Genomic DNA, 23,920 nt, shown 5'->3' on the forward strand with positions numbered 1-23,920 from the left:
TCCTCGCTGAAACAATGAACGCAGTGCGTTATGTTATTTTTGTTTATCAGTTGTGTTTGCAATAGGCGATACATGTATATACATGTATCGATATTGTCACGCGAGAAAAGAAGTTACAAGGCAGCCTGTCATTGGAAAATGTGATGACGCTGGCAAGGTTGTCATCAAAAGGAAAGGGGGAAGAGAGGGTAAGCCGCTGTGATTATCAGTGGCCCTGGGTCCAGGGATTAAAATCGCTGTCAGCTGAATCTTGTTTGTCGGGTTCATCCAGGGAATCCAGGTACAGCGCTTCCACTTCAGCACGCGCCCATGGAGTGCGACGCAGGAATTTGAGGCTGGATTTTACGCTGGGATCGTTTTTAAAGCAGTTAATATTGATGAGTTTACTGAGTTCAACCCAGCCATAACGCACCACTAACGCATTAACAATCATTTCCAGCGTCACGCCGTGCATGGGATCTTTAGAAGAGTGAGAGGTCATATTACGTCCTAATTTGCAGGCGGATGATTGGCGGGCAAGATTACAAGAAAGCCGTGCCAGCAGCAATGGTGTAGACTTGAGCTTAGCCATTTACTGAGGAAATAACGCGATGAGCGATAAGAAAATGATTTCAATCGACCAGTTCAATGAAGCTGAGCGAAGTGAAGTGGATGAAATCTTCAAAGGGTTAATGGAAAAACATCGCCAGCGCAGTGGTAAAGAGCCTGATGCGAAAAAAGAGAAAGAATATACCGCAGATGCGCGTCAGCAAGTCATGGCCAGTAAGCTAGCCAAAGAAAAAGCCAAAGCGGACAAAGCAAAGAAAACACCTACGCGCCGCAAAAAACCTGAAGCGCAATCTGCCAGCGAAGTCAGTGACTTCAACTGGTCTGCCTCAATTAATAAAGGACGTCGTTAAGCGTTAACTCAGCAATCCGGCGCCCACATTCACCGACAATCCCAGAATGGCCAGATTGAAAATAAACGAGATCACCGATTGCAGCAGCGCCAGCTTGCGCATTTCGGTGGTGCCCGTTGCCACATCAGCGGTCTGTGATGCAACCGCGATGGTGAATGAGAAATAGAGGAAATCCCAGTAAGCCGGTTCGTCCGGTTTTTCCGGGAAGATCATGGGGGTGACATCCTGAGTGCGATGCAAATAGTGTTGATGCGCATAGTGCATGGCAAACGAACTTGGCAGTAATGCCCATGAGACAATCAATGTCATGGCCGTCAGCAGCAGATGTAACACGCGTGGTGTGCCGGTGAGATGTTTGAGCGCTGGCAGTTCGCTCATGATTGCCACGATGCTGATCATGCAGGCCACAATGACCATACCCAAAACTAACGCAGCGCTCTGATCTTGCATCTGAGCGATACGTTTGATCTCGCCAGCATCGGTACGCAGCATGCGAAACCAGATAAACCACAGATAAAGCCACGCCAGCACATTCCAGCCAATCAGCACGCGTTGCAGTTCTCCCAGTTTTGCAGGCAGTAAGAAATAGCATACGACCCCGGCAACAATCGATATCAACAGACGTAGCCGCGCGAACAGATGTGTGGTGAGCGAAAAGGGCATGATGTTTTTTTGCTGGGGTTTGAATCAGTTAACTGTAGTTGATGGCAGGAAAAACGCCTGAGATAGCGGTTAAGAATCATATCGGGATTTGAATGATTGTCGGCTTAGGACACTGGCTGAACGCTGCATTCTCTGACGTCGCTACGTGAATTCTGAGATTTTGTGTGAGGGATTATTGCCAAAGATTGGCGTAGCGACGCCTTAATTTGGCGGCATTTTAAACGATTAATGAAGGGTGTATTGATAACTTAGCCATGCTTTTCAGGATGAGAGTGAAGATAACTCTACATTGAAGACCACATATAGGGTGCCTTCATGTGGACTTGTCTCATACGAGCGAGCAGTTTTCATGAGTTAAGCGGCACGGCCCATGTTGAGCCATTTACGATGTGAACGGCTGAGCAGAGTGGAAGGTTCGATGACAAATGAGAAACGTAAGTCGTTTACGTCAGCATGGGGCGCTGGCCATTCACAGCAACGCAATCAAATATCAGTAGGAGATAGCCCAGCGGAGTCTGGAGTGCGCAATTTGATACCTTATTTAACATAATATACATTATCCGTACTTTTATGATCTGTCTAAGTTAAGGTGACCGCCTGGGAAATGCGTGCGTTTTGTTGCGCTGGATGTGCTCTATAGCGTTCCATTAATGCGACGGTTTCTGGCATCGGCCACAGGCCTGAAATGAAAATTTGAAGAGTCAGTTTCCCGTCCGCAACACGTCAGCGATGATGACCTGCCACCGACGGGAAATGATGAATTACTTCTTTCCGTTGCCGGCTTTCCGCGCTTTCAGACGACAGGCTTCGACAACCCAGGCTGAGAAGTTTTGAATGTTTTCGCTCTTCATACTCTCTTCGATTTGATCAATCAGCAGATGTGGGAAACGAATATGTTTTCGTCGGGTTTTGGAGTTTGTCATTTTATCCATGGTGATCCCTGGTCAGTTGTCTCACAAGTTTATTTTTGTATTGATTAAGCATCTGCTCAGATTGCCCCTAAGCAGATGTAAATAAACCAAAAAACAGATCCCTGCTCTTGTTATTGTTTATCGAGCAGTAACCGACTGTCCGCGAGGGAAAGTGGCTGGATCTGATGGGTCACCAGCAGCGTGGTTTTACCCTTAATGAGTTCTTTCAAGCAGTTAAGTACTAATTCGGTATTTACTGCGTCTAGCCCTTCAGTGGGCTCGTCCAGCAACACGATCGGCGCATGGGAAAGAAACGCGCGAGCAACCCCAATCCTGCGGGCCTGACCACCAGACAGAAGCCCTCCTAACTCTCCCACCAGGGTGTCGAGCCCCAGCGGAAATGCGCGGACTTCGTCGTCTAAAGCGGCGCGCGCCAGTGCATCCCATAAAGCCTCGTCATCCGCATCCGGTGCAACCAGGCGCAGGTTGTCTCGAATCGATGCGTTGAAGAGATAGGTTTTCTGGCCAACCACCGAGATCATCTGACGCAGTGTATCTTCAGAAAGCGCCCTGACCGGACGACCGCCGATAGACACATCCCCTGCTGTCGTTTCCCAGAATCCTTGCACCAGATTTAGTACGGTGGTTTTTCCTGCTCCGCTGGGACCTAAAATCGCCAGACAATGGCCGACCGGCACGGTAAAGCTCAGCTTATCCAGTACATTAGGCGCATCAGGCGTGTAACGCATTGTCACGGCCGAAAATGACAATTCGCTGCTCTCCGGCATCGGGCTGGTTTCAGGCAGGACAATCGCCGGTGTCAGCTCCGTCATGGAGAACAGACGGCGTGCCGCTTCACGCGTAGTGCCGAGGGCAGCAAAGGCCGCGGGCAACCCAGCCACCGCTTCAGTACTCGCCAGGATGGTGAACAGCAACATCACGATTTCACTGGCAGAAATGCCGGTTGCATGGTCAGTGTTAAATAACAGGATAAAGGCGAAAAATAACCCGAGCTGTCCCATTAAGGCGCAGATCGCCCCGCCGCTGGCGCTGATCCAGGCTTGCCGACGCTGTGCGCTGATCAGTTGCTGAGAAAGCTGGCTCAGATGATCGGTTTGATGACTAACAGCGCCAACCATCTGTAACTCTGCTAATCCACGCACCAAATCGGTGGATGCGGCCTGAACGGATGAGCGCACGGTAGCGATCTGGTTGCCACAGGCTTGCGTCAGTGAGGCCACAATCCACGGCACGACCACGCCCGCAAGTATCAGCACCACCGCATCAATCAAGGCCACTGAAGGTGAGAACCAGCAAATTCCTGCCAAAATGATGAGCGACGAGATCAGCCCTGCAATGGCCGGCGTCAGAATACGCAGATAGAAATTGTCGAGGCTATCTATATCAGCGCGAAAACGCGCCAGCACATCCCCATCGCGAAAATCCTGCAGTCGCGCAGGCGCAAGATGGGCTAACTGCTGATAGAACCAGACACGTAAAACCGACAACAAGCGCAAGGTTGCATCATGCGTCACCAATCTTTCCAGATATCGCGCGAAGGTACGCAATACCGCGAGCCCACGAATCGCTGCAGCCGGAGTGAAAAACTCCAGTGCCAGTGAGCCTATGCCCGCCAGCGCCATGGACGTAATGAACCAGCCTGATAAGGCGAGCAGCGCCACGTTGGAGAGAATCACAATCACGGAGAGCAAAATCCCCACCGCCATGCGAAAACGCCATGGACGCGCCAGGCGCAAGAGATGGCAAAGATCCTTCATGCGAGATCTCCTTTTTGCAGGCGCTCGAGTTCGGCGAAGACGCCAGCCTGATCGCGCAATGCTTGCGGCGTCCCCGATTCAACCACCCGCCCTTTTTCCAGCACGATGATTCGGTCAGCTGTGGCAGCGATTTCCGTATCGTGGGTGATGATTAAGCGTGCACTGTTCGGTAATGAGTCACTCAAGGAGGCAATCATATTCTGTGCCGTCTGGCGATCCAGCGCGACCGTAGGTTCATCAAGTATCACCACCGGTGGCGAAATCAATACGGCGCGGGCCATTGCAATACGCTGAATCTGCCCACCGGACAGCCCTTTTCCACCATCACCCAGGCGGTAATCATATTGCGCCGGCAACGAATGGATAAAAGTGTCAGCCTGAGCCAGCTGTGCCGCTGCTTCAACCTCTGCCTGGCTGATACCCGAACGCGACAACAGAATATTTTCCGCAATCGAACCGGCAAACATAGTGGGCCGCTGCGGGAGCCAACCAATCTGTTGCTGCCATGCAGGAAGATCTAATGAAGAAAGATCCTTGCCATCAATGACGATGCGTCCTGAGTTGGGCGCGATAAAGCCCAGTAGCATTCGCGATAAGGTGGTTTTACCGGCACCGCTGGTGCCGACTATCGCCAGTGTTTCCCCGCTACGTAGGGTCAGGGAAACATCGGTAACGCCGCCGCCCTCCGCATACTGATAGCTCACCCCTTCAAGACTGATTTCACGCGGTTTCACCGGGAGCGCGTCATTACCCTGTGACGATTTCGGCGCTTCAGCATTGAGGATCGCCAGTAAACCTTCCGTCGCGCCAATCGCATCCATTCGGGCATGATAGTGCGTGCCCAAATCGCGCAGCGGGCGGAAAAATTCCGGTGCCAGCAACAAGGCAAACAGCCCCGGCAGGAAGCCCATTTCGCCATAGAACAGACGGAATCCAACATACACCGCCACCATCGCGGTGCTGATGGTGGCAAAAAATTCCAGCACCAATGATGAAAGGAATGCCAGCCGCAACACCTTCATGGTGGTCTGACGATAGCTGTCCGAGATCGCTGCGATGATGTTCGCTTGTCGGCGTGCAGCATGGGTCTGGCGTAACGTTGTCAGGCCAGCAATCACATCAAAGAAGTGCGCACTCATCAGGCTGAGTTTGTGCCACTGCTTCAGGCTCATTTTCTCCGCGCCCTTTCCTACCACGATCATGAACAACGGCACCAGTGGCGCGGTGATCAACATGATCAAGCCAGAAACCCAGTCAAAAGGAAAAAGCGCCACCAGAATGGCAAGCGGCACAATGCCGATGATGATTTTTTGCGGAAGAAAACCGGAAAAATAAGCTTCGATAGCTTCGACGCCTTCGCCAAGTGAGCTGGCGATACTGCCCGTACGTTGATGCTGGCTCCAGGCGGGACCCAGTGTGGCGATGCGATCTAACAACATCCCGCGCAATCCCTGACGGATACGTGCGGAGGCTTCAAACGCAAAACCCTGGCGCAGGATATCGATACCCGCGCGCAGCAACATCACAACCGGCAGCAATAAGAGATAAGGCAATAGCGCGGTGAAGGTTTTACCACCGAGGACGGCGTTGCTGATTAGCCAGGCTAACAGCCAACACTGTGCAATCATCAGTATGGCATTGAGCGCCGCCATACTGATGGACAGTGAAAATAAACCGCCTGCCTGGCGGCGCAGGCTCGAAAGCCAACGTTCCGCCAGGCGGGCTGCCATTCCACTTGGAGGGGAACTAGCAGACATGATGTCTTAGTGTCCCCCGTGACCAACCAGCTTGGAGATACGGCCGCGGAATACCCAGATCTGATACCAGTTGTACATCAGCATTACCGGAACAAAACCGCCCATGGTCATGGTGAAGGTAATCAGCGAAACCTGTGGACTGGCGCCCGCCCAGATGGTCCAGGTGCCTGGCACGATCCATGGGAACATGGTGAGTAACATACCGAAGCCCAGAATAAATGCCGCGCCATTGAACCACATCACCGCTGCAAAATCTTTGTCCTTCAGGGTGTCACGACGCACCTGATCAATACAGACCAGAGCGATTAAGCCAAACAGGCCCCAGATCCAGAAATGCGGACCAAACCATTTCGCACGTGCCCAGTCGAAGATCACCGCACTCCACACCCAGGTAATCACCACGGCAGCGATAGCTAACCAGAAGATCACCGCCGTCCAACGTGCTGCATCCTGACGAATCGGTTCATTTTTCTCGAAGCGAGCACGTACGAACAGCACGCCTGCCAGCGTCATTGCCACGCAGGAAGCCACGCCGGTCCAGATGGAGAAAGCTGAAATAAAGTTAAATGCGCCACCCACGTAAGTTGGTACACCCTGTGCAGGCGAATCCATCTGGAAACCTTGCAGCAACGCACCAACGCTCATCCCACCAAAGAAAGTCACCGCGAGACTGGCGACACCGAAGATGCCGTCAGAAAACTTCTGCCAGAATGGCGAGGCCAGATGACGAAACTCCAGTGCCACCGCGCGGGACATAATGCCCCACAACACCAGCGCCATTGGCACCATCAGGTAGCTAAATGCCGAACCGTACACAAACGGGAAGGTGCCGAACATAATACCACCGGCGACGATCAGCCAGGTTTCGTTGGCATCCCAGGTGCCGGCCATTGCCGACATGATCGCGCCACGTTCATCATGGTCGCGGACGAAGAGCGAGAAGATCCCCGCCCCCAGGTCGGCGCCATCCAGCGCGATATATAAAAGAACACTGATACCAAATGCTAACCACCAGGCGATGATCAGGAAGTGCTGAGTCGAATTAAGCATGTCCACGGATTTATTCTCCCATCAAACCGGACGGATATATTCAGGATGGTCAGCATGACCACTGGCAGGCATTTCAAGGTGACCCAAATGCTCATGCCCCTCGCCCGGTATTTTGCTGGTCAAATCAGGACCAATACGCACCACTTTCGCCAGGAACCATATGGTGCCCGCGACCACAGCCGTTTCAAAGATGGCAAAGCCCACCAGCCAGAAGATTGCCAGACCCAGGGTCATTGGACTCATACCGTCTTCGGTGCGCATCAGGCCATAAACGATCCACGGCTGACGGCCAATTTCGCGCGTCCACCAGCCCGCAATCACTGCGATATAAGGCAGGACTACCATGATAACGGCCAGCGCCAGGAACAGCTTATTACGCGGAGCCAGCTCAGCGGTCATGCGACGACGTGCAATCAGCCAGACGCCCCAGAGGCTCACCAGCAACATGGCACCCGCAGCACCTGACATGGCGCGGAAGGCGTAGAATGGCAACACCACAGGCGGTTGCTGATCTTTCGGGAAGCTGTTCAGGCCCGTTACCGTACCGTTCCAGGTTTTGGTTTCAATCAGGCTTAAACCGTGCGGGATATCGATAGACCATGCGAGGCCCGTGCCTTCTTTGTTTGGCCAACCGAGGATGTGCCAGGCACTGTTGACGTTACCCGCAGAATCATAGGTATCGTAGTGCCCTTCCATCGCTGCCAGCGCCGCCGGTTTATGTTCCAGCGTGGCTTCACCCAGCACGTCACCCATATAGATCTGAACGGCGGCGACCACGGCCAGCGCCATAAGTGAATATTTCAGCGGCTTCAGGAACAGATCAACATGACGCTGTTTCAGAACATACCAGGCGCAGGTCGCCACCACGAAGCACAGCGAGAGCTCGAAGCTTGCCAGCAGCATGTGCGGGAAAGCACTGCGCGCATTCGGATTAAACAGCGCGGCCAGCCAGTCAGTTACGATGAAAATACCGTTATGCAGTTCAACACCGGTTGGCGTTTGCATCCAGGAGTTAGCCACCAGGATCCACATCGCAGAAAGCGTAGAAGAGAGCGCCACGTTAAAGGTCGCAAACAGGTGCATCCCTTTGCTGATCTTGCCCCAGCCAAAAATCATCAGTCCGATAAAGCCGGCTTCGTACATAAAGGCGGTGATGGTCTCATAGCCGAGCACCTGACCAAAGAACGGCCCGGCAGCCTGCGAGAAGCGACCATAAAGAATGCCAAAGGCCATTTCCATGGTGACACCGGTTGCCACGCCAGCACCGAAGTTAACGATAAACAGCTTTTCAAAGAAGCGACACAGGCGATACCACTGCTCATCTTGCTTCCTGACCCACATCAGTTCAGAGATGAACAACAGTGCAGCCAGTCCAATGGTTAGCGGGGGAAAAATGATGTGAATGGATGAAATTAGCGCGAAGTCAATACGCGTGATCAGCGATGTAAGATCGTTACTTAGCATGACTATCTTCTTTTTTTGAGTGACCGAATTAGTTAACGGCAATCCAGCGCCGTTTCACATGTTATGAAGTGAGATGAAGCAAGCTCGTGCATAACAAGTTGAAATCGGTGCCGCACTGTCGTCTTTCTCTTAACCACGAGCAACAACCACAGTTTAATTTCCAGACAGGTGACGTCTGGGAAATAGGATATTCACTTCGGCGTTCGTTCCGGAGAAAGAACGGGAAAATAAATCATGATTGTTAACGAAATGTCAGTCGATAACACTTGCAGGCGTAGGTATCGACACGGCTCGTAATAAGAATTTTTCTGTAAATTATTCTATATTTTCGTTTACACAAAGGCATCCAAATTAAAGGGGTAACTTGTAACAAAAAGAAAAAATTCGCTGTATAAATGAATGATTTTCATGTGAATTAAATGTAATGAGAGCGTTAACCCATGAGGGATCTTTGATTTTAATCAACTTAATTCAAGGTTTTAGCGTGTTTTTGAGCGTTAATTATGATGCGCTGAAGAGTGAAAGAATCGGTGCGCAGCCCGTAATGATGCGATTATCTTATTATTTAGCAGGGTTACAACTACCGTAGACATAAGCTCAACATCAATAATACGTAATTTTAACAAGCATTGAGTTATTGTATTTTAATAACAGCCGGAATGATTTAATTTAACAAACCAAATACAATTATCACTTTCAGAACACTTAATTTCTGCGCCATTAAATCTTTAAAAACTTCTGTATTAAATATACCGACTCGTAACATTAAAGACACACCGTGCGCACACTTGTCACATTAATAATGAATCAGGCGACATTTATTAAGGCAGATAAGGAGTCTGGTCAGGCAGTGTGAGTGGGAGCACGCAGTCACGCGTGGAAACGAAGATTTTGGCAATCGAATGAAGAATGCCGACAACCCATAAGGTTGTCAGCAACGGAGAACGTCAGCGTGCAGGGTAATTCGTGTTTTAGAGTGAGCCTGGAATGGCGACCCGCCCGTCGAATAACAAGCGTGCCGTGCGTATCAGGCCGCTTTGCGTCACCTTCCCTGCCTCATCACGGGTCAGCATCACGCTAAACTCGCCGCTGGGATGCTCTACCGCCAGACGCTGCTGCCTGGTATCGGTAATCTGCGCGATGCCCTGCGTCACGGAACCGGGGATCAGGCAGGCTGTGGCGACACTCACCGCGCCCAGTACGCCAATAGAAGCATGACAGCGATGGGGAATAAATGTTCGCGTGGATAGCGCACCGCCATTAGCGGGCGGAGCAATCAGGGTCATTTTCGGCACGGTTCGTTTCGTCACATCCCCGAGATTCATCAGCGGACCCGCTTGTAAGCGGATGGATTCCAGGCGTGCTTTTAACTCAGCATTACTCTCCAGCTGTTCGCGGGTCTCCTGTCCAGTGCATCCCACATCCTCAGCACGCAGGATCACCACGGGCATACCGTTATCGATGCAGGTCACCTCAATCCCGTCAAACCGATTACGCGCCTCACCGGTCGGTAACAGCGATCCGCAGCTGGATCCTGCAATATCCTCGAATTGCAAAATTTGCTCTGCGCCAAAACCGGGCACGCCGTCTATCTGGGTCTCGCCCTGATATTCCACCGTGCCATCGGGCGTGGCAAATTGCGCCACTGCGATTTGCCCGGTGTTGATCATAAAGATGCGCACGCGCGTGATGTCGCCCTGTGCCCTTATCAGGCCCTTCTCAATGGCAAAAGGCGCCACGGCGGCGAGGATGTTACCGCAGTTCTGTCCATAATCGACCACCGCTTGATGCACGTTAACCTGCGCAAAAAGATAATCGATATCTGCATCAGGCCGCGTGGAGGGAGAAATTATCGCCACTTTACTGGTCAGCGGATCAGCCCCACCGATGCCATCAATTTGACGGGGATCGGGTGAACCCATGACGGCCAGCAACACGCGGTCTCGTTGCGGCCCCGCTTCTGGCAGATCGCTGGCCAGGAAACAGGCGGCTTTGGAGGTGCCGCCTCGCATTAACACACAGGGTATCAGCGTCTGTTTCATAGCGAACTCTTTTGCAGGGCATCCAGAGACTCCACGTAGCGCAATCCCTTCTCCGCTAACGCGCCACGCATCTGATAAATATCCAGCCCGAGTTCCCCGGCAGCCAGTCTTACTCGTTTACTCTCCTCATTGGTGACCCGCTGCTGGGTTGCCTCGGCAACGGTGTTCGCATCCGCTCGCGGCACAATCACCACGCCGTCGTCATCGGCAACCACTATATCGCCGGGATAGATCAGCTGGCCTGCACAGATAATCGGCACGTTCACCGATCCCAGCGTAGCTTTTACCGTTCCCTGCGCGAATACCGCACGTGACCAGACCGGGAAACCCATCTCACGCAGGGTCTGGCTGTCACGGATACCGATATCGCCCACCAGCGCCACTACGCCACGCGCCTTTAATGAAGTGGCCAGCAGATCACCGAAGAAGCCGTCATGGCAATCCGAGGTCGGTGACACCAGCAACACATCGCCCGGCTGACACTGTTCGACTGCAACATGAAACATCCAGTTATCACCGGGAGAAACCAGCACCGTGACCGCACTGCCGGCTATCGCGACACCCTGCTGGATTGGTCGTATCCGCACATTGAGCAGACCTTGCCGCTGTTGCGCTTCGTGGACGGTCGCCACTCCGGCACGGGCAAATTGTGCAATCAGAGCCGAATCGGTCCGGTCAATCTGCTTAACAACGATGCCTTTCTGATTGACCGCAATCATGAGAGATCCTCTGTCACCCGTGGGAACAGACTCTGATAGCCTTCGCCGTGGGTGATGACGCGCGTGGATGCAATCCCTGTGTTGCGTTTGGCCTGCACACCGCGCTGGAGCGCCACGCGCGTGTAGTATTCCCACAGGTGTTCCTGCCCGGCCATGCACTGAATCGCCTGATATTTCTTTTCCCAAACCGAGGAGATATCCAGTAGCACATCCGGTTTCCACAGGCATTGTTCAGGCTGATGCGGTTCAAAACAGTAAACCGGCGGTGCACCGATAATTGGTTCTCCCGGACGATACCCCTCTGCCTGCGCAATGATGCGTGCTTCCTGGGTGAGATTGGCCGCCAGCGGATGATCGTAGTTATAAGGATCAGCAATCGAATGCGTCAGCACAAAGTGAGGCTGTACGCGGCGAAACACATCGGCGAGGCGAAACAGCGTTTCCTTATCCGCGCGAAGGGGATAATCGCCGAGATCGAAGAACTCAATGCTGGCACCTAACACATCCGCGGCCCGTTCGGCCTCGGCCTGACGATGCTGCTTGACGGTCTGCTCGGTCATATTGCCTTTGCGCCACAGTTTTGCCGACTCACCGCGCTCCCCGTAAGAGAGGCAGACGACGTGCACGTCATAGCCGCTCGCACTGTGCAACGCGATGGCCCCGCCTGCGCGCCAGACAAAGTCAGCGGAATGGGCACTGACCACCAAGGCACTCTTTTTCACTGCGTTTTCCATTATGTTCCCCTGCTATTGCGTTTTTTTCATCCTGACACGCACCACCGTGACCGAATAATGCCTTTCATTGTGCGAGCTATGATTTTTATTTATGTTGTGATCATTATCAGAGGTTCAGGGGCAGAGGGCATGCAGGAACAGGAAGACACTAATCACATTAAAATCATGCAGCTAAGGTCACTTTGTATGATTGCAGAACGGGGAACCGTCTCGGAGGCTGCGGAAGATTTATTTCGCACGCAATCGGCGGTGACGCGATCGATACGTGATCTGGAACACACTCTCGCCACGCCTTTGTTTGAACGTCATGCCAGCGGGATGCTGCTCACCGAGAATGGTAAATGTGTACTGCCCCGCGCACAGCGTGCCCTCCAGGAACTCAAACAGATACCTGCACTTCTCGCTCGATTTAAACTGCGCGAGTCCATGCGGGATGACGCCGAACCGATTTGGTTGTTCAACGTCAGGCGCCTGCAAATATTTTTAAGGCTGTTTCATTTGCAGCATACGCAAAGCGTGGCCAGTTCGCTGAGCATCAGCCAGCCCGCCGTCAGTGCAGCGCTCAAGGTGCTGGAGAAAGGGGCGAATATCGTGCTGTTCCAGCGCTCGCCGCGGGGCATGCAGCCGACAGCCGCCGCGCGTGAAATGGCGCCACACATCAGCCGCGCCCTGAATGAAATTCGCCATATCCCGGAAGATCTTGCCGCCCAGCAAGGTGTTCTGCAGGGCACTGTTCATATTGGCGCCCTGCCATTGTGTCGTAGTGTGTTATTGCCACGCGCGATTGCCCGTCTGGTGACGGCACATCCGGCGATCAAAGTCGTGACCAATGAAAGTGCCTTTAGCACGCTGATTACCGAACTCCGGGCCGGCGACGTTGATCTGATTGTCGGGGCTTTGCGTCATGACAGCAACGTTACTGATATCGATAATCGACGGCTGTTCAGCGAAGAACTTGTGCTGCTCGCCAGGCCACAACATCCGTTAGCCGGTCGAACGTTAAGCGCTGCCGATCTCGCCGACACACAATGGATTTTTCCGCGAGAAAACAGTCCGGCCCGCCATCTGCTAGAACACGCCTTTGCGACGCTGGATATCCCGGCACCCAAACCGGTGGTTGAGAGCGGTGACCTCGCCATCGTGCGCGGCTTATTAATGGACTCCGATATGGTGGCGGCGGTGTCATGGCACCAGCTGGAGTACGAATTGAAGTCAGGTGTGCTCCAACCTCTGTCCTTCACCCTGCCCGATACGCGTCGTGATATCGGCATCACGTTGCGCGCGGGTGCGCTGCATTCCCCGGCCACACTGGCACTGATTAAGTGCATCAACGCCGAAGCTAATACGACAGCGACCTAAACGAAATTCATACAAAGATTGTATGCCGTTTGCGCTTAAGGCTTTTCCATCGGGCACCACAAACCCATATTGACACCGCGGATTATGACAACTCGCTCACAATATAAACGTAACTCATACCGCTAAAAGCCTTTTTTGACAGACAGCCTGCCACACGGTGCTTACCGTGGAGCTGGAAGAGTTAATCATGACTTGTCATTCAATAGACTTTGCGTGCCCGAAGAGAGAGCGAACGTATGAATACAAATAAGCTGGTCGACATCAAAGCCTGGATTGATTCGCGACCCATTTCCGCCTTTCAGTGGCGCGTGTTATTCCTCTGCCTGATCATCATTATGTTCGACGGTTACGATGCTGCCGTGATGGGATTTATTGCGCCTGCGCTGATTGAGCAGTGGCATATCTCACGCGCCGCGATGGGGCCGATCCTTGGCGCGGCGATGTTTGGCGTGGCGATTGGCGCATTGATCGCGGGTCCATTATCCGATCGATTTGGCCGTAAAAAAATCATCCTGCTGGCAGTACTGATCTTCTCCGCTTTCAGTCTGATTTGCGCCTTCGCCACCACGCCGCTGCAAATGGCGATGATGCGATTCATTGCCGGGCTCGGGCTGGGCGCAGTCATGCCCAATTGCGTCACGCTGCTGGCAGAATATATGCCTGAGCGTCGTAAGGGCGTGATGATTACCCTGATGTTCAGCGGCTTTAATATCGGCTCCGGTCTGGGGGGCTTTATCGCGGCCGCGTTACTGGCGCACTATCACTGGAATGCAGTGTTGATTTTCGGCGGTGCATTGCCGCTGCTTATGCTGCCCTTATTAGGTTATCTGCTACCTGAATCCGCGTTAAATTTGGTGGTGCGCCGGGCACCTCGCGCGCAGATTGCTGCGCTGCTTAATCGCATGGGCGGCCAGTTTCAGCAGGATACGGCGTTCGTGCTCAACTCTCCCCGAATCAATCGCAACAGCACCATCTCCCAGCTCTTCCACCACGGTTTTGCTCGCGGCACGATCATTTTGTGGGTGACATACTTCATGGGGCTGTTCGTGATTTATCTGCTTAACGGCTGGCTGCCGACCATTATGCGCTCGGGCGGTATTTCCCTCGAACAAGCGGCGATTCTGGCGGGGTTATTCCAGCTTGGTGGTCCGCTGGGCGGTATTCTGGTCGGTGCATTGATGGATAAATGCAACGCCAGAGTAGTGATTGGCGTGGTCTATCTGCTGGGTTGTCTCTGCTTGCTAGCACAAGGCATCTTCGCGTTTTCCGGGGTGGCGCTGGGCGTATTCATTTTCATTATCGGCATGTGTATTAATGGCGCACAGAATGGTCTACAGGTGTATTCCCCTGCTTATTACCCTACCGAAATGCGCGCCACCGGCGTGAGCTGGATGCACGGCATAGGCCGTACCGGTGCGATTCTCAGTTCTTCGATTGGCGGCTTGCTGATGGGTGCGTTCCCGGCGCAGTCGGCGATTTTCTTTATTCTCGCGCTACCCGCGCTACTGGCTGCGATCAGCATTGTGCTTCATCGCAATGTTTCTCTGTCTCTGAAAATAAAGGGCGCAGCACTGGATGACCTTCCGGCGCTGTCACAAACCCTCAATAAATAGGAATGGCATCATGACATCTCAACTTTCTGAACCCTGCTTCGATATTGCGCATCTGGCTCACGTGGAGCTTTACACCGACAAGTTTGAAGAGAGCCTCAACTTCTTTGTCAATGTTTATGGCTTAACGATCACCGCGCAGGACGACGATCACGCCTGGCTGCGCGCCTGGGATGATTATGAGTTTCACAGCCTGAAGCTTACGCGTCATCACACGACCGGCGTGGGGCACATTGCCTATCGCGCCGCTTCACAGGCTGCGCTGGAACGGCGTGTTGCGGCGATTGAAGCCAGCCCCTATGAAGTGCTTGGGTGGGTCAACGACGATCAGGGTCACGGACAGGCATTTCGCTTTACCGATCCTTTTGGCCATATTTTTGAGATCTATTACGACACGGTCCGTTATCAGGCGCCCGATGACCAACGCCCGTCGCTGAAAAACCTGTCTCAGCGTTACCATGCGCGTGGCGCCTGTCCGCGTCGTCTGGATCACCTCAATTTGTTGGCTGCAGATGTCAGTGAATTCAAGCGCTTTATGGAAACCTGCTTAGGCTCCCGCGTCACAGAGATGATTCAGCTGGATAATGGGCGGATTGGTGGCTGCTGGTTCACCATCAATAATAAAACCTATGATTTGGCCTGTACCGAAGAGCACGGTGGCGGCAATGGACGTTTGCACCATGTGACCTACGCCACCGATACGCGAGAGGACATTCTGCGCGCGGCCGACATCTTCCTGGAAAACGGCGTGCATATTGAAACCGGCCCACACAAACATGCCATCCAGGGCACGTTTTTCCTGTATGTCTGGGAACCGGCGGGGAATCGCGTCGAGCTGGCCAATTCCGGGGCCCGACTGATACTCGCGCCAGACTGGCAGACGGTAGTCTGGACGGAAAGCGAACGTAAGAAAGGCCAGGCGTGGGGCCTGAAAACCATTGAGACGTTCCATACTCATGGCACACCGCCGATGCCCAAACCGCAAAATCATTAACCCTTCTACAGAACATCGGATAGCGATGCTGTCCGATGCGTCATTACTTTTCTCCATAGTCATCAGTGGAAAAAATCACAGCACCGCGCTTATCGCTCCTCTAGGGTAAATCTCCCCTACAAGGAGAACATAATCGATGAGCCTCATGACTTCCGGCAACCGCCGGGACTTTCTTTCTGCTGGCATCAAACTCACGGCGGCAGGTACGCTGCTCGGTGCCGGATTAAGTAGCCGTAACGCTGCGGCCACTGCCTGTCCCCCTGAAAACCTGATGCAGATCGACGTTAGCCACTATCTGCTGCGCAATGTGCGGCTGGAAGAAGCCTTTGTACGTCATCACGACGTGATCACCGCGACACGCACCGGGTTGTACGATATCGAAATCAACGGCGCAAATATCGCGGGTATCCACGCGGCAGGTTTCAGCAGCACCCTTCCCGCCTGGGATGCGGCGGGCCATATTCTGCTGCCTGCAACGCGCGACATGCATATCCACCTTGATAAAACCTTTTATGGCGATGGCTGGCGCGCCCCGCTGCCGCGTAAAAGCGTTATCGATATGATTCATCAGGAGGAGCAGATTCTTCCTGAGATTGTGCCGACCTCCGAAATGCGTGCCGAAAAGCTGATTGGTTTGCTGCAATCGAAAGGCAGCACCGAAGCGCGCAGCCACTGCAACATCGACCCGATTAGCAAACTGGACGGGTTGGCGCACTTGCAACAGGCGATTGCTAACCACCGTCAGGACTTTACCGCGAAGATTGTCGCCTTCCCGCAGCATGGACTGTTGCGGTCCAGGGTCGAAGGCATGATGCGTGAAGCGATGAACATGGGCGCCATTTTTGTCGGCGGCCTGGATCCGACCAACGTTGATGGTGCGATGGAGAAATCGCTGGATACGATGTTCAGCATTGCACTCGATTTTGCTGCGCCGGTGGATATCCACCTGCACGAAACCGAGCCGCACGGTGTGGCCGCGATACGCTACATGCTGAAAACGGTGCGTGAGAATCCGCAGTTAAAAGGCAAAGTGACCATCAGCCATGCGTTTGCACTGGGCACGTTATCGGGGAGTGAACTGGATGCGATGATCGAGGAACTCAAAGCGCAGCAGTTCAGCATCGCGACAACCGTGCCGATCGGGCGCGTCATCATGCCATTGCCACAGTTGCGTGCGGCGGGCGTCCCGGTATGGTCGGGCACCGATACCATTGCCGACCACTGGCAACCTTTTGGCAGCGGAAGCATGCTGGAGAAAGCCAACGTCTATGCGCAGTTGTATCGTGGCCCGGATGAGTTCTCATTGAGTCGCGCATTGGGTATCGCCACCCATGAAGTGCTGCCGCTGAATAGCCAGGGTGAACAACAGTGGCCGAAGGCGCAGGATAGCGCAACGATGATGTTAGTGGCGGCGAGTTGTTCTGCTGAAGCGGTGGCGCATGTTGCACCCGTGATAGCAACCTTCCATAACGGCAAACAGGTATTTGGCCAGTTAAAGAAAATTTAATCGGGGAATAAAACGAAGGTATAAAAGTTATTATTTCGTCGCGCATTGAGTGCGCGACGAAATAGATCAGCAGGATGAATCAACGACTCACTTCATGACCAATCAAGCCACCGATGGCTGCACCACCCAGCGTACCAAAGGTACTGCCGCCGGTTAATACCGCGCCACCCACAGCACCAACACCCGCACCAATTGCCGTATTACGACCACGATGCGACATGCCACAAGCGGTAACTGATAAACAGACTAAAGCGACAATGGCGATACTGCAGCTGCGTTTTAAAAGCATCGAAATCCTCATTACCATTAAAAAATGGAATGCAATTGTTTTTAATTTGATTGTTGTTAAGACACCAAATCGTTGGCGACTTGCACTGCTCGTCGGCGCTAATTTAAGAGGATTTGTGAAACGACGAAAGGTAAAAATTCCTATTTTCAGGCGGTACTGGCGAAGCGGTGAGAAAGCGCGCGAAACGCCCCTACCCGGCCTCTCACGGAGGTTTAAACCTGCTGTGCTTTACTGCAAATTCCTCCCTTGACTGCCAGCCTACCAACTAGTAGATTAATATTTATTCGGCTTACCTTAGCAACGATTTCAGGGGGCATTGTGAGAGTGATTCATTTTCCTAACCAATATCCTGACTGCCGTCCTTCAGATTGTGAATCAACGCAAGCGGATAAACAGAATGTTCGCGAATTTGCGTTGAACATTGCTGCGCAATTACGCAACGATCCTGAATTAAATAAGCAGGCACCTTATCTGGTGGATAAAGTGATTCTGTTGTTGATGAAAGAGTCGCGAAGATAAATGGCCGCAAAGCCATTAAACGGAAATAACCAGACTGTTAAGCACCGGTTTAATCATGGGTAAGAACAGTTCGGGGTTATTAAACGCGCGCGCGGCAATCATCGCACCATGCACCGTCGCCATCAGCGATTTGGCCTCCATTTCCGCCCCTTCACGCAGAATAAACACCCCGCGCTTTTCCCCCTTCTGCAACACACCGGCCAGCCACGCGGACAGATCGGCGAAATGTCCGGTCACTTCAGCCGCCACCTCTTCCGGTAAGGTCGGCAACTCCACTGCCAGCATTACGCAAATACAGAACGGTGAGCTGTTTTCCTTAATGCAGGTTGCCCAGAAGTTCACATATCCGTTCAGTTCAGCCAGCGGATCATCACTGAAATGCTCACTGGTCGCGGCCATACCGGCTCGCGCCTCCTCACGATAATCATTGACCACGGCCAGCACCAGGTCGGCTTTGCCCGGAAAATGATGATGAATACTGGCTTTACGAATTTGTACGCGTTCTGCCAAATCGGCATAGCTGAAACTTTTATAACCACCAGCTGTGAGCAGCGCTCGGGTGTGGTTAATGATTTCAGTGGCTTTAGGCGAACGTTCAACGGTCATGCAGGGCTCCGGCAGCAAAGATGAAATGGCTGCAAATCAGTAAATTGGCACTGAACCTACTGACCTGCAGCGGTGATGTCAAGGCGCTTCAGGACGCTTACGGCGACCGGTCATACTTCTGAAGACGCCATCACGCAGAATCAGCGCATGGAACAACGCGGCGGCAAGATGCAGCATCACCGTAACGAACAAGGCTAAAGCAACCCAGGTATGCAGCGGACGCAACCAGGCATACAGATCATTACTGATTGGCGTGATGGGGGGCAGCACCAGACTGCCTCCCAGACTGATCGGATAGCCTGCCGCCGACAGCATCGCCCAGCCGATAAGAGGTTGCGCAAGCATCATTGCGTACAACGCCCAATGCGAAAGGTGTGCCAGCGCTTTTTGCCCGTTTGATAACGTCTCCGGCAAGGCCGGTTTGGCGGTGGTAAAACGTAGCCACAATCGCACCACCACCAGCAGCAATATCATTAAGCCCAACGGCTTATGGATCGCCACGAGCAAGCTGTGCAGTGACGAGACGGTGGCGACCATGGCCACGCCGATAAACAGCATGGTCATAATAGCGGCAGCCATCAGCCAGTGAATCGCGCGCAACGCCGGATGGAAAGTCTCTGTGTGTTTCATCAGTGTGCTCCTGCCTGTTCACGGGTACGGGCGTTATAGGATTTGGCATAAGCCGATGAACGTGCATTGAGAACCGGATCATCCGAGGCGGTGATGCCCTCGGGCAGAATCAGCGGATCGTAATTGATATCGTTACAGGCCCCCTGCTGCTGCTGCGTGGTTTGGTTGATAGTCAGGGTTCCTGCATTGATGGTCTGTCGGTCCGCTGGCCAGGAAATTGAGGCATCGCTGCTTTTGTCCTGCGCGTCTGCGACAGTGATGATCAGGTCCCACTGCAGCGGCCCTTTGGCAAGACGCTGTTGCAGATCGCTTTGCAGGAAGTTGCTGTCATTTTTATCGGCGGCATTGATCGGCTGATAATCGGTGTGCGGCACCATACTCCAGCGCACCACATGGCTCTTGCCGGCCGAATCAACAAAGTTGAAGGCGTTAAGGCTATTGTAGCGATCGCTCGCCCAACTCGAGGAAGGCACATACTGTTGCGCCCAGCCGAAGAACGGCTTAATTTCGGGATGTTTTTCTACAAAGGCCTGAATTTTCGCGGGGTCGGGCTGACCTGTTTTCGCATCCGGCAGCGTGGCAATTTGCAGGTCGTAAAACCCTTCCACGCTGTTCACCGGAAATATCGGCATGGCATTCATCCCGGTGCGCCATTGCTGACCATCTTTTTGATAAAACGCCAACGCCATGCTGCGCACCGGCACGGCATAATCCGGAGCGTTCGGATTACCACCGGCAATAGCAAAGCGCCCAATCACCGGGGTTTTGCCCGGTGCAAACAGCCCGGCACGCGACAGTACGCTGGCATTGCCGTTAGCGGCAAAGCTGCCGTTGATGCAGACACCTTTGGCATGATTGCGGCGATAACCGGGATGCTCCCCGCCTGATTTTTGTAGCACGGTAATGAGTTTATCGGAGGTCAACTTATCCGGTGTTAACCAGCCGCCAGCCCAGAGAAATAACGCGATGACTATCAATGGTACCACTGCAATAGCGGCCAGACGGGTGAGTGTCTGGCCGGTCGTAAGAGAAGGCTTGTTCATAGGTTCGCTCAACATGGCATAAATTAAGACAAGGCAGTTACCCGAGCTGAATGATTAGCGCGTGGCAATCAATTGCACCGTCTTCGTTCACGGTGGCGGAGCTATCAATCTACTAGTAGGTAGATTACATTGTCAAACGCATTTGAACAGGCCGATGCACCACTGCCGCGGCCGACAGTGCGCGCCTTAGGTCATCTGAAGGAATGAATTTGCAGGGGAATCAGGCTTCTTCGCGCGATCCAGCGTGGGTCTTCATGGGCGCAACCACGACGTTCACACCCAGATCCTGCATCCGTCGCAGCACGGGCACAGGCGTACCCTGGTTGACAATCACCACATCGAACTCGCTGAGATGGGCAAAACGATGCAGCGCCCGGCGTTCAAATTTAGTGTTATCCATCATCAAAATACGTTTCTGTGCAGCATCAAACATCGCTCGTTTGGTTTCGACGGTTTCCGCTGACTGATGAAAGACCGTGTCATCAATGATCGCTGACATACTGACGAAGAACACATCGGCGCGCAGACTGGCAATTTCTTCTCGCGTCATGCGGCCCATAAACGCATTGCACCAGTGATAAAACTGACCGCCTAATCCCATCAGCGTGATATCGCGCCCGTTGCGTAACTCATTCATCAGCGTCAGTGAGTTGGTGATCACCGTTAACGGGGCGCGCGCGTGTAACAAGCGCGCCATCTGCAATACCGTGGTGGAATCATCGAGGAAGATCGCCTGTCCTGGCTCCAGGTAAGTGGCCGCCACCTCAGCGATGGCTTGCTTCTCTTCCAGTTGACGCGTCGCGCGGTAGATATCGCTGGACTCGACCAGGCTTGTTGGCGTGGCGGAGACCACCCCACGCGATTTATGCAGCAATCCGCGTTCGACCATCTCATCAATATCACGGTGCGCGGTCATCAGGCTGATGCCGAAACGGTCGGTAATATCTTCAATGCGAATAGCGCCTTCTGCCATCACGGCTTCCGCGATCAACTGGCGTCGCGCCAACTGCCGCGCCTGACGGCTGTCGCTGGGTAAGGGTTCGGCCATGAAGACGTTGAGAGAAGAGTCCTGCGGGTTGTGCGCCATATTTCGTCCAGAAAGTGATGCAGAAATGCGGGTTCCAGGTGATTACAACGCGGAAACGCGCCTTTTGCAAATGGTGTGGTGTTTGGACTCACGAGAAGGGTTACAGCGACGCACCGGAGTGCGTCCGCTGAGCAGTATGCGGCCCGCAAGCCGCACGTCATGCATTACTGCTTCAATACAAACGGTGATACGAAATTGCCTGCGTTCTCTTTGGTGATCAAAATGCAGTCAAACAGCTGTTTTTCCGATGCTGCGCCGGTTTTACCGGTTTTCAGGAAGCTGTCAGCCTGCTCTACCGCTTTCTGCGCGAACTGCGCCACCGGCTGCATCACGGTATACGCCAGCGTACCGGCTTTTACGGCATCAACGGCATCCGGAGAGCCATCAAAACCACCGACTTTGATTTGGTTCAGCTTGCCGGCTTCTTTCAGTGCGGCAATCGCCCCCAGCGCCATTTCATCGTTGCCGCTGATCACGCCTTTGATGTTTGGATTAGCCTGCAGCAGTGACTGCATCTTGTTGAAGCCCTGGGTACGGTCCCAGTTGGCGACTTCCTGACCCACTTTCTTCAGCGTCGGGTACTGTGACAACACGGTATCAAAACCATTGGCACGCGTTGCCGCGTTGTTATCGGATGGCGGGCCCACTAATTCAACATAGTTGGCGGTATCACCCACCTGTTTCACCCACTCCATCGCGCCCACCGCCGCGCCCTGCGCATTGTTAGAAACCAACTGCGCTTTAGCCAATCCGCTCTGATTCAGCTCAGCGTTAATGATAAACACCGGGATATTCGCCGCGATGGCTTTTTTCACTGAACCGACAGAACCATCGGCGTTAGCCGGATCAAGAATAATCGCCTTGGATTTGTTGGTGATCGCCGTATCAATCAGCTGGCTTTCGGTGTTGGTATCACCTTTGTGCGCGCTGACTTTTGCGCTGTAGCCAAGTTTTTCAGCGGCTTTTTGCGCGACCTGACCTTCTGTCAGCCAGTAAGGGTTGGATGGATCGTTGACGATGATGGTCATCAACCCGTTATCCGCCCAGGTCGGTGCAGCGAAGGTGGTGATCGCCATAGCGGCGGCAGCAATAAACAGACGTTTTGTGAACATAGGTGCTCCGTTATTATTTAGGGTACAGGTTTTACGGATAACCGCGCGCTGCCAGACAGCGCGCGTGAGTTAGCGACTGCGTTTGCCGTATTGCAGGGTGTTGAGCAATACCGCCAGCACAATCACGGCGCCAGTGAACACCGTCTGCCAGTAGGCAGAAACGCCGATAATCACTAAGCCATCAGAGAGAAAACCGATTACAAAAGCACCCAGCAGCGTGCCGCGCACATTACCGCGACCACCGGTGAGGGCCGCTCCGCCAATCACCACCGCAGCAATCGCGGTCAGTTCATAGGTGGTACCTGCCGTTGGGCCAGCGGAGGTGAGCTGGGAAGAGAGCACCAGCCCTGCCATCGCGGCACAGATACCCGACAACACATAAACGCTGATTTTGATACGTTTCACCGGTACGCCGGAGAGATCGGCGGCGCGCTCGTTACCACCCGAGGCATACAGCCAACGGCCAAACGCCGAACGGCTCAGCAGAAAACCACAGGCCAGCGCCACCACGCCCAACACCAGCACACCCACCGGGATGTTGAAGATGCGATTGAAGCCGAGCCAGTCAAAGCCAGTGTTGCCCAGCGCTTCAGTGCCAGAGAGTTTGTTGTAGGTCAGTCCGTTAGTGATCAGCAGGGCAATACCGCGCGCTACATACATGGTGCCGAGCGTGGCGACAAATGCCGGAACGCGGAACCAGGCGATCAGCACGCCATTGACCAATCCCACCAGCGCGCCAATCACCAGCGTTAATATCGCCACCGCCCACACCGGCAAATACAGCACCACGCCCAGCGCTTCAAGGTTAATCCCCTGCATCATAAAGCCGGCCATCACGCCAGCCAGACCCAGCGTTGAACCAACGGATAAGTCAATACCGCCATTGAGGATCACCAGCAACATGCCAATGGCGGGTAAGCCAAAAATCGCCACATGCGAAGCCATGGTCAGGAAATTGGCGCCGGTAAAGTAGTTAGGCGAGAGCAAGGAAAAGGTGATAATAATCACCAGCAACGCAATAAACGCGCGCCCTTCCAGCAGCAATCGCGCCAGATTGAGACTTTTATCGGTCTTCTTTTTACTCGCGACGGGTGGCGAATCCAGCGTGTGTGTTCTGTCTGTCATACCGTTTGCTCCGTTTTTCATG

General features: G+C 53.4%; 23 protein-coding genes. 6 read left to right on the forward strand and 17 right to left on the reverse strand.

Annotation, left to right across the window (positions count from 1 at the left end; genetic code table 11):
* Nucleotides 1-205 precede the first annotated feature (205 nt).
* Nucleotides 206-481, reverse strand: a complete 276-nt coding sequence (locus AC6I8L_RS09465; protein ID WP_058960549.1) for a VF530 family protein — start codon at nt 479-481, stop codon at nt 206-208.
* Between the two features lie 109 nt (nt 482-590).
* Here AC6I8L_RS09465 and AC6I8L_RS09470 point away from each other — a divergent pair, with 109 nt between their 5' ends.
* A complete protein-coding gene (locus AC6I8L_RS09470; RefSeq protein WP_058960548.1) occupies nt 591-899 on the forward strand; it encodes a hypothetical protein in 309 nt (102 codons plus the stop codon).
* A 3-nt stretch (nt 900-902) separates the two neighbouring features.
* On the opposite strand, the gene AC6I8L_RS09475 is transcribed toward AC6I8L_RS09470, so the two are convergent.
* The 9 genes from AC6I8L_RS09475 to AC6I8L_RS09515 all read right to left on the reverse strand — a co-directional run bounded on the left by AC6I8L_RS09475 (nt 903) and on the right by AC6I8L_RS09515 (nt 12,017).
* Nucleotides 903-1,562, reverse strand: a complete 660-nt coding sequence (locus tag AC6I8L_RS09475) for a DUF1345 domain-containing protein (protein ID WP_058960547.1) — start codon at nt 1,560-1,562, stop codon at nt 903-905.
* Between the two features lie 761 nt (nt 1,563-2,323).
* The gene (locus AC6I8L_RS09480) at nt 2,324-2,494 is read right to left on the reverse strand and encodes a YlcI/YnfO family protein (protein WP_072226541.1); all 171 of its coding nucleotides are present in this window, start codon (nt 2,492-2,494) and stop codon (nt 2,324-2,326) included.
* A gap of 110 nt (nt 2,495-2,604) precedes the next feature.
* Nucleotides 2,605-4,251, reverse strand: a complete 1,647-nt coding sequence (gene cydC, locus AC6I8L_RS09485; RefSeq protein ID WP_058960546.1) for a thiol reductant ABC exporter subunit CydC — start codon at nt 4,249-4,251, stop codon at nt 2,605-2,607.
* The gene (cydD, locus tag AC6I8L_RS09490; RefSeq protein ID WP_058960545.1) at nt 4,248-6,008 is read right to left on the reverse strand and encodes a thiol reductant ABC exporter subunit CydD; all 1,761 of its coding nucleotides are present in this window, start codon (nt 6,006-6,008) and stop codon (nt 4,248-4,250) included. Before cydD ends, cydC begins: the two co-directional genes overlap by 4 nt.
* 6 nt (nt 6,009-6,014) lie before the next feature.
* On the reverse strand, nt 6,015-7,058 hold the full coding sequence (locus tag AC6I8L_RS09495; RefSeq protein WP_064511344.1) for a cytochrome d ubiquinol oxidase subunit II: 1,044 nt from the start codon (nt 7,056-7,058) through the stop codon (nt 6,015-6,017).
* Nucleotides 7,059-7,079: 21 nt separating this feature from the next.
* Nucleotides 7,080-8,522, reverse strand: coding sequence for a cytochrome ubiquinol oxidase subunit I (locus tag AC6I8L_RS09500; protein WP_058960544.1), 1,443 nt, complete (start codon nt 8,520-8,522; stop codon nt 7,080-7,082).
* Between the two features lie 971 nt (nt 8,523-9,493).
* Nucleotides 9,494-10,564 carry a 4-oxalomesaconate tautomerase gene (locus tag AC6I8L_RS09505; RefSeq protein ID WP_058960543.1) on the reverse strand — a complete coding sequence of 357 codons (1,071 nt, stop codon included), beginning with the start codon at nt 10,562-10,564 and terminating at the stop codon, nt 9,494-9,496.
* Nucleotides 10,561-11,283 (reverse strand): 4-carboxy-4-hydroxy-2-oxoadipate aldolase/oxaloacetate decarboxylase, encoded by a 723-nt coding sequence (locus tag AC6I8L_RS09510; protein WP_058960542.1) that lies wholly within the window; start codon nt 11,281-11,283, stop codon nt 10,561-10,563. The genes AC6I8L_RS09505 and AC6I8L_RS09510 overlap by 4 nt, the downstream gene beginning before the upstream one ends.
* The gene (locus tag AC6I8L_RS09515; protein WP_058960541.1) at nt 11,280-12,017 is read right to left on the reverse strand and encodes a PIG-L deacetylase family protein; all 738 of its coding nucleotides are present in this window, start codon (nt 12,015-12,017) and stop codon (nt 11,280-11,282) included. Before AC6I8L_RS09515 ends, AC6I8L_RS09510 begins: the two co-directional genes overlap by 4 nt.
* 129 nt (nt 12,018-12,146) lie before the next feature.
* Between AC6I8L_RS09515 and AC6I8L_RS09520 the strand changes: the two genes are divergently transcribed.
* From AC6I8L_RS09520 to AC6I8L_RS09535, 4 genes are all read left to right on the forward strand, one after another.
* The gene (locus AC6I8L_RS09520; protein WP_058960566.1) at nt 12,147-13,376 is read left to right on the forward strand and encodes a LysR family transcriptional regulator; all 1,230 of its coding nucleotides are present in this window, start codon (nt 12,147-12,149) and stop codon (nt 13,374-13,376) included.
* Nucleotides 13,377-13,612: 236 nt separating this feature from the next.
* The gene (locus AC6I8L_RS09525) at nt 13,613-14,989 is read left to right on the forward strand and encodes an MFS transporter (protein ID WP_058960540.1); all 1,377 of its coding nucleotides are present in this window, start codon (nt 13,613-13,615) and stop codon (nt 14,987-14,989) included.
* A 10-nt stretch (nt 14,990-14,999) separates the two neighbouring features.
* Nucleotides 15,000-15,980 (forward strand): VOC family protein, encoded by a 981-nt coding sequence (locus AC6I8L_RS09530; protein ID WP_058960539.1) that lies wholly within the window; start codon nt 15,000-15,002, stop codon nt 15,978-15,980.
* Nucleotides 15,981-16,116: 136 nt separating this feature from the next.
* Complete coding sequence (locus AC6I8L_RS09535) at nt 16,117-17,487, forward strand: amidohydrolase (protein WP_058960538.1); 1,371 nt, start codon at nt 16,117-16,119, stop codon at nt 17,485-17,487.
* 79 nt (nt 17,488-17,566) lie between these two features.
* Here AC6I8L_RS09535 and AC6I8L_RS09540 read toward each other — a convergent pair whose 3' ends face one another.
* Nucleotides 17,567-17,776 (reverse strand): YMGG-like glycine zipper-containing protein, encoded by a 210-nt coding sequence (locus AC6I8L_RS09540; protein WP_034823502.1) that lies wholly within the window; start codon nt 17,774-17,776, stop codon nt 17,567-17,569.
* Nucleotides 17,777-18,094: 318 nt separating this feature from the next.
* Between AC6I8L_RS09540 and AC6I8L_RS09545 the strand changes: the two genes are divergently transcribed.
* Nucleotides 18,095-18,295, forward strand: a complete 201-nt coding sequence (locus AC6I8L_RS09545; RefSeq protein ID WP_153012292.1) for a hypothetical protein — start codon at nt 18,095-18,097, stop codon at nt 18,293-18,295.
* Nucleotides 18,296-18,310: 15 nt separating this feature from the next.
* Here the strand turns inward: AC6I8L_RS09545 and AC6I8L_RS09550 are convergent, their stop codons facing one another.
* The 6 genes from AC6I8L_RS09550 to AC6I8L_RS09575 form a co-directional block, all read right to left on the reverse strand.
* Nucleotides 18,311-18,901, reverse strand: coding sequence for a TetR/AcrR family transcriptional regulator (locus tag AC6I8L_RS09550; protein ID WP_058960536.1), 591 nt, complete (start codon nt 18,899-18,901; stop codon nt 18,311-18,313).
* Between the two features lie 78 nt (nt 18,902-18,979).
* Nucleotides 18,980-19,531 (reverse strand): cytochrome b, encoded by a 552-nt coding sequence (locus tag AC6I8L_RS09555; protein ID WP_058960535.1) that lies wholly within the window; start codon nt 19,529-19,531, stop codon nt 18,980-18,982.
* On the reverse strand, nt 19,531-20,574 hold the full coding sequence (locus AC6I8L_RS09560) for a catalase family peroxidase (RefSeq protein ID WP_058960534.1): 1,044 nt from the start codon (nt 20,572-20,574) through the stop codon (nt 19,531-19,533). Before AC6I8L_RS09560 ends, AC6I8L_RS09555 begins: the two co-directional genes overlap by 1 nt.
* A gap of 220 nt (nt 20,575-20,794) precedes the next feature.
* Nucleotides 20,795-21,661 carry a DeoR/GlpR family DNA-binding transcription regulator gene (locus AC6I8L_RS09565; protein WP_058960533.1) on the reverse strand — a complete coding sequence of 289 codons (867 nt, stop codon included), beginning with the start codon at nt 21,659-21,661 and terminating at the stop codon, nt 20,795-20,797.
* 164 nt (nt 21,662-21,825) lie between these two features.
* On the reverse strand, nt 21,826-22,773 hold the full coding sequence (locus tag AC6I8L_RS09570; protein WP_034823484.1) for a D-ribose ABC transporter substrate-binding protein: 948 nt from the start codon (nt 22,771-22,773) through the stop codon (nt 21,826-21,828).
* A 69-nt stretch (nt 22,774-22,842) separates the two neighbouring features.
* Complete coding sequence (locus AC6I8L_RS09575) at nt 22,843-23,898, reverse strand: ABC transporter permease (protein WP_058960565.1); 1,056 nt, start codon at nt 23,896-23,898, stop codon at nt 22,843-22,845.
* Nucleotides 23,899-23,920: the final 22 nt, after the last annotated feature.

This window comes from Type-E symbiont of Plautia stali, from assembly GCF_059731115.1.

Excerpts from the sequence above, each read along its gene's own strand:
- AC6I8L_RS09500 (WP_058960544.1), bottom strand. The coding sequence starts at position 8,522 with ATGCTAAGTAACGATCTTACATCGCTGATCACGCGTATTGACTTCGCG.
- AC6I8L_RS09515 (WP_058960541.1), bottom strand. The coding sequence starts at position 12,017 with ATGGAAAACGCAGTGAAAAAGAGTGCCTTGGTGGTCAGTGCCCATTCC.
- AC6I8L_RS09475 (WP_058960547.1), bottom strand. The coding sequence starts at position 1,562 with ATGCCCTTTTCGCTCACCACACATCTGTTCGCGCGGCTACGTCTGTTG.
- AC6I8L_RS09495 (WP_064511344.1), bottom strand. The coding sequence starts at position 7,058 with ATGCTTAATTCGACTCAGCACTTCCTGATCATCGCCTGGTGGTTAGCA.
- AC6I8L_RS09465 (WP_058960549.1), bottom strand. The coding sequence starts at position 481 with ATGACCTCTCACTCTTCTAAAGATCCCATGCACGGCGTGACGCTGGAA.
- AC6I8L_RS09540 (WP_034823502.1), bottom strand. The coding sequence starts at position 17,776 with ATGCTTTTAAAACGCAGCTGCAGTATCGCCATTGTCGCTTTAGTCTGT.
- AC6I8L_RS09570 (WP_034823484.1), bottom strand. The coding sequence starts at position 22,773 with ATGTTCACAAAACGTCTGTTTATTGCTGCCGCCGCTATGGCGATCACC.
- AC6I8L_RS09470 (WP_058960548.1), top strand. The coding sequence starts at position 591 with ATGAGCGATAAGAAAATGATTTCAATCGACCAGTTCAATGAAGCTGAG.
- AC6I8L_RS09565 (WP_058960533.1), bottom strand. The coding sequence starts at position 21,661 with ATGGCGCACAACCCGCAGGACTCTTCTCTCAACGTCTTCATGGCCGAA.
- AC6I8L_RS09575 (WP_058960565.1), bottom strand. The coding sequence starts at position 23,898 with ATGACAGACAGAACACACACGCTGGATTCGCCACCCGTCGCGAGTAAA.
- AC6I8L_RS09530 (WP_058960539.1), top strand. The coding sequence starts at position 15,000 with ATGACATCTCAACTTTCTGAACCCTGCTTCGATATTGCGCATCTGGCT.
- cydC (WP_058960546.1), bottom strand. The coding sequence starts at position 4,251 with ATGAAGGATCTTTGCCATCTCTTGCGCCTGGCGCGTCCATGGCGTTTT.
- AC6I8L_RS09510 (WP_058960542.1), bottom strand. The coding sequence starts at position 11,283 with ATGATTGCGGTCAATCAGAAAGGCATCGTTGTTAAGCAGATTGACCGG.
- AC6I8L_RS09525 (WP_058960540.1), top strand. The coding sequence starts at position 13,613 with ATGAATACAAATAAGCTGGTCGACATCAAAGCCTGGATTGATTCGCGA.
- AC6I8L_RS09480 (WP_072226541.1), bottom strand. The coding sequence starts at position 2,494 with ATGGATAAAATGACAAACTCCAAAACCCGACGAAAACATATTCGTTTC.
- cydD (WP_058960545.1), bottom strand. The coding sequence starts at position 6,008 with ATGTCTGCTAGTTCCCCTCCAAGTGGAATGGCAGCCCGCCTGGCGGAA.
- AC6I8L_RS09550 (WP_058960536.1), bottom strand. The coding sequence starts at position 18,901 with ATGACCGTTGAACGTTCGCCTAAAGCCACTGAAATCATTAACCACACC.
- AC6I8L_RS09560 (WP_058960534.1), bottom strand. The coding sequence starts at position 20,574 with ATGAACAAGCCTTCTCTTACGACCGGCCAGACACTCACCCGTCTGGCC.
- AC6I8L_RS09535 (WP_058960538.1), top strand. The coding sequence starts at position 16,117 with ATGAGCCTCATGACTTCCGGCAACCGCCGGGACTTTCTTTCTGCTGGC.
- AC6I8L_RS09555 (WP_058960535.1), bottom strand. The coding sequence starts at position 19,531 with ATGAAACACACAGAGACTTTCCATCCGGCGTTGCGCGCGATTCACTGG.
- AC6I8L_RS09505 (WP_058960543.1), bottom strand. The coding sequence starts at position 10,564 with ATGAAACAGACGCTGATACCCTGTGTGTTAATGCGAGGCGGCACCTCC.
- AC6I8L_RS09520 (WP_058960566.1), top strand. The coding sequence starts at position 12,147 with ATGCAGGAACAGGAAGACACTAATCACATTAAAATCATGCAGCTAAGG.